A 13308-nucleotide genomic window follows, 5' to 3' on the forward strand; every position below is an offset into this window, starting at 1 on the left:
TCACCTTCTTTTCTTATTTAAGGTTTTCCCTTATTTGGTCAAGGATCCTTAAGCAAGTTTCTAAGTCTTCTTCATTAATTTTTTCTGTTGCCTGTGAGATGGTCTTTAATGCTAATTCATTAAGTTTATCTTTTAACTCTATACTTTCTTCTGTCAAATAAATATGTTTAATTCGTCTGTCATTTTCATTTGGAACACGTTTTACTAATTCATTTTTAATCATATTATCAATTAAACGGGAAATACTTGCTTGGTCTCTTTCAATATTTATGGCTATTTGATTTTGAGTTTGTCCATCTTCCTCAAAAAGTCGACTAAGAACCTGCCATTGTTCGTATGTAATGGAAAAATTATTTTGACGGAAGTTTTGGTTTAATCGATTATTCATTAATCGAGAAGCATGAAATAACTTGTATCCAATTGAATCATCTAAGCGGTAATGTTCTTTAACGATGATTTTCACTCCTTTATCCATCTGTATATGGATACGATATATAAAAATATTATATCAACGAATCAATCCCTAGCAATTGTTTTCTTGTTTTGCCAAAATGCAAAAAGAGGATGAAAAAAAGTATTTTCATCCTCTTCAGTATGTCTATAATTAAGTTCATTTTATTCCTACTATTACAACACCATGGCCGCAATCCATCCAAAAACAAACAACGGAATGTTAAAGTGTATGAACGTCGGAACACAGGTATCCCAAATATGGTTGTGTTGCTTATCAGCATTTAATCCGGCTGTTGGCCCTAATGTACTGTCTGAGGCTGGTGCACCTGCGTCTCCTAATGCACCTGCTGTTCCTATTAAGGAGATAATTGCAAGCGCAGAGAAGCCTGCCTCCATACCAAGTGGCACAAATAACGTTGCAATAATTGGAATCGTCGCAAATGATGAACCTATTCCCATCGTGACAAATAACCCAATTCCAAGCATAAGTAAAGCTGCTGCTGCTTTGCTATCCCCAACAATCATAGCTGTTTGAGATACTAGCAAATCAACATGCCCTGTCTCACGAATAACGGAAGCAAAGCCTGATGCCGTTAACATTACGAACGAGATGAACGCCATCATCTTCATTCCTTCCGTTACTACATTGTCGGCTTCCCTCCACTTTAACGAACCGCTTCCAATTAGAACAACTAAACCTGCTAATGCTGCAATAATCATGGATTCAGACATCGTTTGAACAACTAGCGTCACCACAATAGAAACAATTGCTGCGCCAATCGTCCATTTTGTGTAGACTTGCTTTTCTGCTTGTGCCCCAACAATGTTACGATTCTCATACGTACGTTTTTTGCGATATGTGAAAAGAACGGCAATCAATAATCCAACTACTAGGCCTACTGTTGGAAGTGCCATTGCTTTTGGAATTGTTGCTAAATCGATTGCAAGGCCGTTTTCCTTCATATTGTCAGCAATAATCCCATGAAAAATAGCTCCAAAACCATATGGCAAGAAAATATATGGAGCTGTTAATCCAAACGTTATAATCGTTGCAATTGCTCGACGATCTACACCTAATTCATTCAAAATTTTTAAAATAGGTGGAATTAAGATTGGTATAAAAGCAATATGAATGGGAACCACATTCTGAGAAAACGATGAAACTAGTACAAGTAAAAAGAAAATTAGTGCTTTTGATAAAACTACTTTTTTCGTGTCCGAATTTCTTCCAACCATTTTTGTTACTAGATTCACCATAACTTCTGGCAAACCTGTACGCGCAATCGCAACAGCGAACGCTCCAAGAAGTGCATAGCTTAGTGCAACAGTCGCACTTCCACCAAGTCCTTCACTAAATACTGTAACCGTTTGTTCTATACCGAGTCCTCCTAAAAGGCCTCCTGTTAAAGCACCAATGGTAAGTGCTAATACAACATGGACACGTGCCAAACTTAGAACTAACATAACCATAACTGCAACTAACACAGCATTCACAACTATCACCTCAAAATCCTTTATCTTGGTAAATCACTAATATAATAAAGCAACTATGATAGATTATCATTATGGTAGAATAGTTGTCAATGCAATTTGTTTCCTTTAACAGCAATACATTTTTTTCATACTAAAGACTAGTTTCTAAAATGCATCGCAAAAGAACTATTGACAATAGCCTGTTTCATATAGTAAAGTTTACAGAAAATTAAAAACTAAATGATATTATCTCTTATCCAGAGAGGTCGAGGGTATGGCCCTATGACACCTCAGCAACCTTCAATTTTGTTTGAAAAGGTGCTAATTCCATCAAGTTTTATTTAAAACTTGGCAGATAAGAGGACGGTCATCCCTTTGACTTCACAAGGTCCTCTTTATCTAACATAAAGAGGACTTTTTTATTTTTGGTCCTCTTCTTAGGAGAAACAATTTTACAATAAGCCAAAAGGGAGAAAAAAATGAAAAGTATTGAAACTAAGCTTGCTCAAATCGGAAATCGTAGTGAATCGGTGACAGGAACAGTAAATCCACCTGTCTATTTTTCAACAGCATATCGACATGAAGGAATTGGCCAGTCTACCGGCTACGATTATGTACGAACCGGAAATCCGACTCGGCAAATCCTTGAGAACGCCATTGCTGAACTAGAAGAAGGTGAACAAGGATATGCCTGCAGTTCAGGCATGGCTGCGATTTTCACTGTTCTTTCCCTCTTTCAATCTGGTGACGAATGGATTGTGTCAAAGGATCTTTATGGTGGAACTTACCGTCTGTTGGAAAAAGGGTTTAAAAAGTGGGGGCTCACATGTAAGTACATAAACACAAGTAAACCTGAAAATATCCTTAGTCAGATTACTTCTCAAACGAAGGCCATTTTTCTAGAGACTCCAACAAATCCATTAATGGAACAGACGGATATCGCTGAAGTGGCATCCATCGCAAAGAAACATGGTTTACTGCTAATCGTTGATAATACTTTTTTTACTCCTTACTTACAGAAACCCCTAACACTAGGTGCCGACATCGTGATTCATAGTGCTACCAAATATTTAGGTGGTCATAATGATGTGCTTGCAGGGCTAATTGTGGCAAAAGGAAAAGAATTATGTGAATCACTTGCCCTATATCATAATGGTGCTGGTGCTGTTTTAAGCCCCTTCGATTCTTGGTTATTAATTCGTGGAATGAAAACTTTAGCACTTAGAATGGATCAGCACGAAAAAAACGCAGGTAAGATTTATCAGTTTTTACTGAATCATGAAGGTGTGACCGACGTTTTGTATCCAGGTCGCGGTGGAATGCTCTCATTCCGAATTAAAGATGAAACCTGGGTCAACCCCTTTTTAAAAAGCCTTCAGCTTATCACGTTTGCTGAGAGCTTAGGTGGAGTGGAAAGCTTTATCACCTACCCTGCCACACAAACACATGCTGATATCCCAGAACATATTCGAATTGAAACGGGTGTCTGTAATCGACTATTAAGATTCTCAATTGGGATTGAGCATGCTGAAGATATTATTCACGACCTTGAACAGGCCTTTGCGAAGGTAGGATCGGAGGTAAAACTATGACTTCCTTTGAAACAAAACTGCTACACAATAGGCATAAGTTTGATCCAGCTACCGGAGGCGTAAGTGTACCTATTCATCCTGCATCTACTTTTCATCAAAGCAATATTGATCAATTTGGTAAATATGATTATAGCCGCAGTTCAAATCCTACAAGAGAAGCACTAGAGGATTTCATTGCCTCCTTAGAGGAAGGGACAAGAGGATTTGCTTTTTCATCTGGTATGGCTGCTATTTCAACCGCCTTTTTACTTTTATCACAAGGGGATCATGTCATTATTTCAGAGGATGTATATGGTGGGACTTATCGGATGATTACCGAGGTCCTTTCAAGATATGGGATTGAGCACACCTTTGTGGATATGACCAATTTGAGATCAGTAGAACTTGCTATTCAGCCAAATACAAAGGTTTTCTATGTAGAAACTCCTTCTAATCCTTTGTTAAAAGTAACAGATATTAAAGCTATAAGTGAGCTTGCAAAAGAACATCATGCACTTACATTCGTAGATAACACTTTTCTAACACCTGCCATTCAGAAGCCCCTTACATTAGGTGCAGATGTTGTGCTTCATAGCGCAACGAAATTTTTGTCAGGACATAGTGATGTTGTAGCTGGGCTTGCAGTGGTGAAGGATGAAAAGCTTGGTGAAAAACTAGGCTTTTTACAAAACTCTTTCGGTGCTGTTCTCGGTGTCCAAGATGCGTGGTTAGTAATGAGAGGGATAAAGACCTTATCGGTTAGAATTCAGCAATCTTCGGCATCCGCTTCAAAGATAGCTAGGTTTTTAGACACACATCCTTTAGTCAGGCATGTGTATTATCCAGGATTAAGCCATCATCCTCAGTATGATTTGCAATCCACTCAAGCAAAAGGCTCAGGAGCGGTCCTTTCGTTTGAATTAGAAAATGAGCAAGTGTTACGGTCATTTGTTGAAAACGTTCAGATTCCAGTATTTGCAGTTAGCTTAGGGGCAGTCGAGTCGATTCTCTCCTATCCTGCTAAAATGTCTCATGCAGCCATGCCAGAAGTTGAACGTAAAAAAAGGGGGATTACAAATAGTCTTCTTCGTCTTTCCGTCGGTCTTGAGCACCCCGAAGATCTAATTAATGATTTTTCACATGCCTTACAAAAGAGTGAGATTCATAGCGTCACACAAGGAGGAGCACGATGAGTTTTTTAGAAAAATTACAAAATGAAATTTTAATAGCTGATGGCGCTATGGGTACGCTTCTCTACTCCTTCGGTACGGATAGTTGCTTTGAAGAGTTGAATCTCTCTCACCCAGAAGACATTATAAAAATACACGAAGCCTACATCGACGCTGGAGCAGACCTTATTCAAACAAATACGTATGCAGCCAATTATTTGAAGCTTCAAAGGTATGGATTAGAAGATCAAGTGAAAGAGATTAATAGTGCATCTGTTCGACTTGCTAAGCGGGCCTCACATAACAGAGCGTATGTTTTAGGAACAATAGGTGGAAATCGAGGCATTAAACCTAATTCGATTTTGTTAGAGGAAATTAAAAGAAGCTTTAGGGAACAACTGTATTGCTTATTACTAGAAGGAATCGATGGGTTATTATTAGAGACATTTTATGACCTAGAGGAACTTGAGACAATCTTAACGATTGCACGAAGAGAATCTAATCTACCTATTATCGCTCAACTATCCCTTCAGGAACCATACTTTCTACAGGATCGAACCCATATTAATGATGCGTTAAAGCGTCTCGTTGATTTTGGGGCAGATGTGGTAGGAATCAATTGCCGGCTTGGTCCACATCATATGCTTTCTACGTTAGAAGAGGTCGAATTACCAAAGAACGCTTTTCTATCTGCCTATCCAAATGCTAGTCTTCCTACTTATACAGATGGGAAATTTCATTATGAAGGAGATTCAGACTACTTTCGAAAATCTGCCCTCTCCTTCCGCGATCAAGGTGTAAGATTATTAGGAGGATGCTGCGGGACAACGCCGAATCATATTAAGGCGTTTGCAGATGAACTCAAAAATGTTGCTCCTATTACTGAAAAATCGGTTAAAACGAAGAATAGAAAGATTAAGATTGATCCTTCCCCTACTTTTCGAGAGGAGCCTCCTCTACAAGACATCGTGAGAAAACGGTCTTCCGTTATTGTAGAATTGGACCCACCGAGAAAATTGGATACGACGCGTTTTTTCAACGGAGCACATGCCTTAAAGGAATCAGGGATTGATGCCATCACTTTAGCTGACAATTCATTGGCCTCCCCTCGTATTTCCAATACTGCTTTGGGGCACTTGGTTAAAACGCGAGTCGGATTAAGGCCTCTTGTCCATATTACTTGTCGCGATCGAAATATTATTGGACTTCAATCCCATTTAATGGGGCTGCACACACTAGGATTAAATGATATTCTTGCTGTAACGGGTGACCCTGCTAGAGTTGGAGACTTTCCAGGGGCATCATCTGTATACGATCTTTCCTCATTTGAACTCATTCAAATGATCAAACAGCTTAACAATGGTTTATCGGCTTCAGGGATGGATTTAGGTCAAAAAGCGGCATTCTCGGTTGCAGCTGCTTTTAATCCAAATGTACGACACATCGATAAAGCAGTAGAGAGAATGGAGAAGAAAATTGCTTCTGGTGCTGATTATTTTATTACCCAACCGATTTATTCTGAAGAGAAAATCCTAGAATTATATGAACATACGAAACATATATCCGCTCCCATTTATATTGGATTAATGCCATTAACAAGTAGTAAAAATGCAGAGTTTTTACACAATGAGGTACCTGGTATAAAAATATCACAATCTGTTCAAGATCGCATGGCTGCTTTTAAAGACAACCCTATCAAATCGAAGGCAGAAGGAATTTCCATTACGAAATCTCTAATTGAGGTAGCTGCAGAACTCTTTAACGGAATCTATCTCATCACGCCATTTATGAACTATGAAATGACTGTCGAACTTGCTACATTTGCAAAAGAGTATAGCGCCCAGGTTCTAAGGAGGAAACAAAATGACGAAATCAAAATTAGATAACCAGCTTCAGAAAAAGATTCTTATAATGGATGGCGCTATGGGTACGATGCTACAAAGAGCGGATTTGACAGCTGATGACTTCGGTGGCGAAGAGTATGAGGGTTGCAATGAAAATCTTAATCTAACAGCCCCTTCTGTTATTGAGTCCATTCATCTAGAGTACTTACATGCGGGGGCAGATATTATTGAAACGAATACGTTTGGGGCTACAAGTGTTGTTTTAGAGGAATATAATCTTGCTAATCAAGCTTATGAAATAAATAAGGTTGCGGCTCTAATTGCAAAGAATGCTGTTGATCAAATAAGCACTCCCGATTGGCCAAGGTTTGTTGCAGGATCAATGGGCCCTACTACGAAGACCCTAAGTGTCACTGGCGGAACCACTTTTGAAACATTAATAGATTCGTATGAAGAACAAGCTTTAGGGTTAATTGATGGGGAAGTTGACCTATTACTTTTAGAAACTAGCCAAGACTTATTAAATGTAAAAGCTGGCTTCATAGGCATTAAAAATGCTTTTAATAAAAGAAATATCGAATTACCGATCATGATCTCAGGCACGATTGAACCGATGGGAACCACGCTGGCTGGACAATCCATTGAAGCATTTTATATTTCTGTGGAGCATATGAAGCCATTCGCGGTGGGATTAAACTGTGCAACCGGCCCAGAGTTTATGCAAGACCATATTCGATCACTATCCAATCTTTCTTCTTCTGCTGTTAGTTGCTATCCTAATGCTGGTCTTCCAGACGAAGAAGGAAATTATCACGAAACTCCGGAGTCGTTAGCCCAGAAGCTTGCTGGCTTTGCCTCTGAAGGCTGGTTAAATATTGTGGGTGGTTGTTGTGGGACTACGCCGGAACATATTAAAGCCATAGCCGAAAAAATGAAGGATTTCTCACCACGTAAAAGTGTGGAAAATAAGCTTCACATGGTATCTGGAATTGAACCTTTTATTTATGATGACCCGACTCTTCGCCCTATCATGGTTGGGGAGAGAACAAATGTCATTGGTTCGCGGAAATTTAAAAGATTAATAGGCGAAGGAAAGTTTGAGGAAGCTTCCGAAATAGCAAGGGCACAGGTTAAAGGTGGAGCTCATGTAATCGACATTTGTATGGCAGATCCGGATCGAGACGAATTAGTGGATATGGAGAATTTTATAATAGAGGTTGTTAAGAAAGTTAAAGTGCCTCTTGTCATTGATTCAACGAATGAAGAAGTTATCGAAAAAGCTCTCAGTTACTCCCAAGGAAAATCAATTATTAATTCCATTAATCTTGAGGATGGAGAAGAAAGATTTGAAGCCATTGCTCCCCTCATCCATAAATATGGAGGAGCTGTAGTAGTAGGAACGATTGATGAAACAGGGATGGCTGTAACGGCTGAAAATAAACTTGAGGTTGCAAAGCGATCGCACGACCTGTTAGTTCATAAATATGGGATCTCCCCACAGGATATCATTTTTGACCCGCTCGTATTCCCTGTCGGAACTGGAGATGAACAATACATCGGCTCAGCCAAAGCAACGGTTGATGGCATTCGTCTCATCAAAGAACATTTGCCTGAAACACAAATTATTCTTGGGATAAGTAACGTGTCATTCGGTCTCCCTCCTGTTGGAAGAGAAGTGCTGAATTCTGTATTTTTATATCATTGCACTCAAGCTGGCTTAGATTACGCTATTGTGAATACGGAAAAGCTTGAACGATTTGCCTCCATTTCAAAAGAAGAGGTTGAACTGGCTGAAGCCCTTTTGTTCCATACAAACGATGAAATACTAGCTAAGTTTACTGAGTTTTACCGCGGGAAAAAGAAGGAATTAAAAAGTACTATGCCTGATATGACTCTTGAAGAAAGACTGGCTTATTATGTCGTAGAAGGTACAAAAGAAGGCTTATTGCCTGACCTGGAGCTTGCACTTAAAACCTTCCCTTCCCCACTTGATATCATTAATGGACCTTTAATGACAGGAATGAAAGAAGTCGGCCGCCTCTTTAATGATAATCAACTGATAGTAGCTGAGGTATTACAAAGTGCCGAGGTTATGAAGGCGTCGGTAAGCTTTTTAGAACCGTATATGGAGAAAACGGATTCTTCTCATAAAGGAAAGATTCTTTTAGCAACGGTAAAAGGCGACGTACATGACATCGGTAAGAACTTAGTAGATATCATACTAAGTAATAACGGGTACGAAGTTGTTGATTTAGGGATAAAAGTAACATCAGCCACTTTGATTGACGCCATTAAAAAAGAAAAACCAGACATCGTCGGTTTATCTGGTCTATTAGTTAAATCGGCACAGCAAATGGTGTTAACGGCACATGACATGAAACAAGCAGGAATTGAGATTCCGATTTTAGTAGGCGGAGCTGCTCTTTCTAGAAAATTTACAGATACGAAAATTGCAAACGAATATGAAGGTCTTGTACTTTACGCAAAGGATGCAATGAATGGGTTATCACTAGCAAACCAATTAAGGGATCCTGTAGAAATTGAAAAACTCATTGTTGAGAAAAGAGAAAAGGCTGATTTACAGCCTGTAACGTTTAACCGTCCTTCTGAAGGTGGTGTAGCGACTGCGGTAAAAATTAAAAAGACGGTGCGGACCGATGTACCTGTTTTTGTACCAAAAGATACGGAAAGGCATCTTCTTAAAACGGTCTCACTCTCCCATATTGAGCCGTATATTAATCAGCAAATGCTTCTCGGCCATCATCTTGGAATAAAAGGAAACATTGAAAAGTTAATTGAAAATCAGGATGAGAAAACATTGAGAATTAGAGAAGTCGTTCAGGAACTTATTGTGCAAACTAAAAATAACAAGGAATTTCAGCCAGCAGCTGTTTATCAATTCTTCCCTGCCCAATCTGATGAGAATAAAGTCATTATTTATCACCCAGATTTATCCGGTACAGTGTTGGAAGTATTTGAATTTCCTAGACAACAATCGGAGCCTCATCTGTGCTTAGCTGATTATTTGAAATCTGTATCTAGTGGCGAAATGGACTATGTAGGATTTTTTGCTGTCACTGCAGGAATCGGTATCCGAAAAGCTGCTGAACAGCTTAAAAAGGATGGTCACTTCTTAGAAAGCCACGCTCTACAAGCATTAGCATTAGAAACTGCTGAAGGCTTTGCAGAATTTGTCCACCGACAAATGCGTGATCGCTGGGGATTCCCTGATCCTGTTGAAATGACAATGAAGGACCGCTTCTCTGCCAGATACCAAGGTCAACGTTTTTCCTATGGTTACCCTGCTTGCCCTGACTTGGAGGACCAAAGAAAATTATTTAACCTTATTCAACCAGAAGATATCGGAATTCATCTAACTGAAGGATTCATGATGGAACCTGAAGCATCCGTAACGGCCATGGTATTTGCTCATCCAGAAGCAAGGTATTTTAATGTATTGCGGAACTAGTAGCCTTTGTTGGATAGGGTAAGTAAAGGCTAGAATATTGGGTAAACTCCTAATCCTGATCTTTTATGTATATAAAGCTCTATTAATAACACATATAAATAAAGCAGCTAACCTTCAAAGGTAGCTGCTTTACTCATATCTAAACATCCAAAGATTGAGCAATTTTCCGACGATGACGATTCCGAAGAATATCCTCTAACATTCCTGTACCTAAAACAACCCCTATCACGATTAACACAAATCCAACTAACTGCTCTACTACAATCGTTTCTCCAAGAAACATAGCTGAACCAAGCAGGGAGAAAAAAGGCGTAAGATTAATAAAAATAGCAGTAGATCCTGCGCCTAGTTGCTGAATTGCGTAGTTATAAAGCATATGTCCGAGGCCTGTAGCAAAAATAGCAGAAGCTAGTAAAACTAACCATACATAAAGTGGCTGATTAAATGTAAATGTCTCTATAGGATCTAGCCAATAACTTAGTCCGATCATCATTAACGAACCAAATATAAGCATAATTCCTGTCATCTGCCTAGAATCTAGATTGCTTGTTAACTTTTTAATTAATACAAAGCTAATTGCTTGTGTAATGACAGCACCAAAAATAAACAGATCCCCTATTGAAAATCCTGAAAGAGGTCCACTTCCATTTAAAATGACAAAATATACACCACATAGTGCGACGAGAATCCCTACCGACTTAAACACAGTTAGGACTTCTTTTAGAAAAATCATCGCAAAGATTGAGGTGAAAAGTGGAACCAACCCTAAAATAAGACCGGCATTTGACCCTGTTGTAGTCGTTAATCCCATTGCTAAACAAAGGTGATGACCTAACACACCAAAAATAGCTGCTACAAAAATCCCTATTAGATTTCTTCGGGAGATTTTCTTAAAGCTTCTTAACATCATCAGGATCACCAAAACCAGCAGACCTGCCAAAAATACACGAACCCCTTGAATAAATACAGGTGGAAAATGCATGACCAGAATCTTAATGGCCGAGACATTGAATCCCCATATAACCATTAGAAGTAATAACAAGCTGTATAATAACCCTCTAGCCAACCATAGCCCTTCTTTCTAGAACTTATCTCTATTCTCTTCCCTTATCAAGATTACTGCAAATCTATATATACTGCAATCCTCTAAATGGCTAAAGTTCATTTTGTAATATTTGTAAAATGAATTCATTAAATGAATCCTGGGTTTTATGATAAGGCCAGTTATCTCCTATATTAAAAGACACAATAAGACACCTTGTTCTCCATTTGATGCAAGGTGCTATTCTTGAAAAGGGCATATTTAGCATACAGGTTGCCATCTGTGAGTTTTATTATTGATAGCGGGTAATAGCAAATTGCTATCACAGGCATATCTTTGTAATCAAGAGATCCTCTAACCCCAGTACTAAACCGTCATTTTCCAGCTCGACATTGCTAACCAGTTCTCCTGTCTCTTATAATCAGGCATCATTTTCCCTACAAGACGCCAGAAGGACCGGTCGTGATTTAAATGAACCATGTGACACATTTCATGAACGACAACATACTCAATAACATCTAATGGTGCCATGGCTAGCCTCCAATTAAACGTTAATTGGAAATTCGAATCACAGGTTCCCCACGTCGTTTTGCTATCAGAAATACGGATAGAGCGTGGTTTTACTTTAAAGTTGCCCTGATATTTCCGAATACTCTTCTCCACCAAGGTTTTGCACTGCTGATAATAAAATCGCCTTAAGGCTTGTTTGATCTTCTCATCATCAAATTCTTTCACATATATATGTAATTCCTTTTCTTCAAATACAACATAATCTTGCTCGATTTGAGAGTCTTGTAAGACTTCTATCGGAAAAGTGTTTCCTAAATATAGAAAGCTTTCTCCATGATTATAAGTCTTTTTTTGAGGTCCTCGTAATCGACCCTTCATTTCTTTTAAGTTTTCCTGGATCCAACTCCACTTGTCTTCTAATACTTGAATGATTCTTTCATCTGGGGTACCTTTTGGTGCTTGAACTTCAACATTTCCATACCCATCTATATAGATGCCAATTGATGTTCGGTTTTTATATTTAATTTCAAAACTAATGGTCTCATCTAAATATGTATGAATCATCTAGCTTATCCTCTGTATTTTAGCGTTAGCCCTTTTAAAAAGTTTCTAGCGTATTTATCTCCACACTCTTTATAATTCTTGTGGCCTTTTTTTCTTAATAAGGCGCTTAACTCTCCTTTTGTAATGGTAACACCTGCTTCATCTAATAGATCAATAATGTCCTCACTTGTAAGTGCAAGTGCTATTTTCACTTTCTTTAAAAGAATATTATTAACATGTTCGTTAGACAGTGCTGGTCTTTCCGGCTCTCCTGGTTTTGGCTCTTGCCTTCCCCTTTTAAAAATGATAAAGCCATTAAAAAACGATTCTAACATCGCATTACTAATTTCATTTTCCTCATCATCGTATTCATCTTCATCATTACTTTTCTTTGAAAGAATCTCAAGAACCTCTTCCTTTGTTACGTCAATACCACCAAGTTTAAAAATCTCAACCATATCCGTGTTTTTTATATCTAAAGCGTATCTAAATCTAATTAATATATCATTATTAATCATCAGTAAACCTCCTATAATATTGCCTGTACACATTAGAATACAGGTTTATAGATTAAAATGAAATGTCTGGTAAAGAAATCTTATTTTATGTGAGTAAACAACCTATGTAAATAACAGGTGTGAAAGGAACCTAAATTTCTTCCGCTTTTGACATCTCAACAAGTTTAGTAACCGTCTTCCAATTCCGAACCGTTGATGGAACACCCAGCTTGGGAAGGTTATTAGCTAACTTCGAGTTCCGGATACTTTGTCTAAATAATAGATAGATCTCTTTGTCTTTAATACGAATTTCTTCGCTTTTACTTGTGTAGTCATTAAGTTTAACAATGCTATCTTCAAGTGGCACATCTTGCAAGAAGGCAACGTAGAGACTCTCACCTTCTGACATTGATTCTGCCTCTTGGATTTCCTTTTTAGTAAATGGGCAGCTCTCACTAATCTGTTTAAGCTCTTCCGCTGTTCGTAATACAACATTTACCGAGAAGCCAAATTCTCGTTCAATTTCACTCTCAATTCGACTTTGAAGGGCAACTTTTTCTTCTGCAGATTCAAAAACTACATTCCCACTTTGAATATACGTTTGTACGTTATTAACACCTAGTGATTCCATTAAGGTTCTTAACGCGTCCATTTTTATTCTGTTTTTACTACCTACATTAATTCCGCGTAACAGTGCTACGTATTTCGTCAATTTAACCCCTCCTCATATAATTATA

Annotated in this window: 10 protein-coding genes and 1 riboswitch; of the genes, 4 read left to right on the plus strand and 6 right to left on the minus strand. The window is 38.4% G+C overall.

The window, feature by feature from the left end; genetic code table 11:
• Nucleotides 1–13: 13 nt before the first annotated feature.
• Together ACFYKX_RS08850 and ACFYKX_RS08855 are read right to left on the minus strand one after the other, a co-directional pair.
• On the minus strand, nt 14–463 hold the full coding sequence (locus tag ACFYKX_RS08850) for a MarR family winged helix-turn-helix transcriptional regulator (protein ID WP_389360178.1): 450 nt from the start codon (nt 461–463) through the stop codon (nt 14–16).
• 164 nt (nt 464–627) lie between these two features.
• Nucleotides 628–1947 (minus strand): Na+/H+ antiporter family protein, encoded by a 1320-nt coding sequence (locus ACFYKX_RS08855; protein WP_389360180.1) that lies wholly within the window; start codon nt 1945–1947, stop codon nt 628–630.
• 229 nt (nt 1948–2176) lie between these two features.
• A riboswitch (SAM riboswitch) is annotated at nt 2177–2288 on the plus strand.
• Nucleotides 2289–2405: 117 nt separating this feature from the next.
• Between ACFYKX_RS08855 and ACFYKX_RS08860 the strand changes: the two genes are divergently transcribed.
• From ACFYKX_RS08860 to metH, 4 genes are read left to right on the plus strand one after another with little or no spacing between them, the layout of a single operon-like run.
• Nucleotides 2406–3518 (plus strand): methionine biosynthesis PLP-dependent protein, encoded by a 1113-nt coding sequence (locus ACFYKX_RS08860; protein WP_389360182.1) that lies wholly within the window; start codon nt 2406–2408, stop codon nt 3516–3518.
• On the plus strand, nt 3515–4690 hold the full coding sequence (gene metC / locus ACFYKX_RS08865) for a cystathionine beta-lyase (protein ID WP_389360184.1): 1176 nt from the start codon (nt 3515–3517) through the stop codon (nt 4688–4690). Before ACFYKX_RS08860 ends, metC begins: the two co-directional genes overlap by 4 nt.
• Complete coding sequence (locus ACFYKX_RS08870; RefSeq protein ID WP_389360186.1) at nt 4687–6552, plus strand: bifunctional homocysteine S-methyltransferase/methylenetetrahydrofolate reductase; 1866 nt, start codon at nt 4687–4689, stop codon at nt 6550–6552. The genes metC and ACFYKX_RS08870 overlap by 4 nt, the downstream gene beginning before the upstream one ends.
• Nucleotides 6530–9979, plus strand: a complete 3450-nt coding sequence (gene metH / locus ACFYKX_RS08875) for a methionine synthase (protein ID WP_389360188.1) — start codon at nt 6530–6532, stop codon at nt 9977–9979. Before ACFYKX_RS08870 ends, metH begins: the two co-directional genes overlap by 23 nt.
• A gap of 139 nt (nt 9980–10118) precedes the next feature.
• On the opposite strand, the gene ACFYKX_RS08880 is transcribed toward metH, so the two are convergent.
• The 4 genes from ACFYKX_RS08880 to ACFYKX_RS08895 all read right to left on the minus strand — a co-directional run bounded on the left by ACFYKX_RS08880 (nt 10119) and on the right by ACFYKX_RS08895 (nt 13283).
• A complete protein-coding gene (locus ACFYKX_RS08880) occupies nt 10119–11045 on the minus strand; it encodes a DMT family transporter (RefSeq protein WP_389360190.1) in 927 nt (308 codons plus the stop codon).
• Nucleotides 11046–11387: 342 nt separating this feature from the next.
• Nucleotides 11388–12095, minus strand: a complete 708-nt coding sequence (locus tag ACFYKX_RS08885) for a M48 family metallopeptidase (protein ID WP_389360192.1) — start codon at nt 12093–12095, stop codon at nt 11388–11390.
• Nucleotides 12096–12100: 5 nt separating this feature from the next.
• Entirely contained in the window at nt 12101–12592 is a 492-nt protein-coding gene (locus tag ACFYKX_RS08890; protein ID WP_389360194.1) for a YehS family protein, read from the minus strand.
• Between the two features lie 130 nt (nt 12593–12722).
• Nucleotides 12723–13283, minus strand: coding sequence for a DUF1697 domain-containing protein (locus tag ACFYKX_RS08895; RefSeq protein ID WP_389360196.1), 561 nt, complete (start codon nt 13281–13283; stop codon nt 12723–12725).
• Nucleotides 13284–13308: the final 25 nt, after the last annotated feature.

Source organism: Cytobacillus spartinae (assembly GCF_042865285.1).
GTDB lineage: Bacteria > Bacillota > Bacilli > Bacillales > Cytobacillaceae > Robertmurraya_A > Robertmurraya_A spartinae.

What these genes read in the sequence shown, in the direction of transcription:
- ACFYKX_RS08885 (WP_389360192.1), bottom strand. Translation starts at nt 12,095, where the DNA reads ATGATTCATACATATTTAGATGAGACCATTAGTTTTGAAATTAAATAT.
- ACFYKX_RS08860 (WP_389360182.1), top strand. Translation starts at nt 2,406, where the DNA reads ATGAAAAGTATTGAAACTAAGCTTGCTCAAATCGGAAATCGTAGTGAA.
- ACFYKX_RS08890 (WP_389360194.1), bottom strand. Translation starts at nt 12,592, where the DNA reads ATGATTAATAATGATATATTAATTAGATTTAGATACGCTTTAGATATA.
- ACFYKX_RS08870 (WP_389360186.1), top strand. Translation starts at nt 4,687, where the DNA reads ATGAGTTTTTTAGAAAAATTACAAAATGAAATTTTAATAGCTGATGGC.
- metH (WP_389360188.1), top strand. Translation starts at nt 6,530, where the DNA reads ATGACGAAATCAAAATTAGATAACCAGCTTCAGAAAAAGATTCTTATA.
- metC (WP_389360184.1), top strand. Translation starts at nt 3,515, where the DNA reads ATGACTTCCTTTGAAACAAAACTGCTACACAATAGGCATAAGTTTGAT.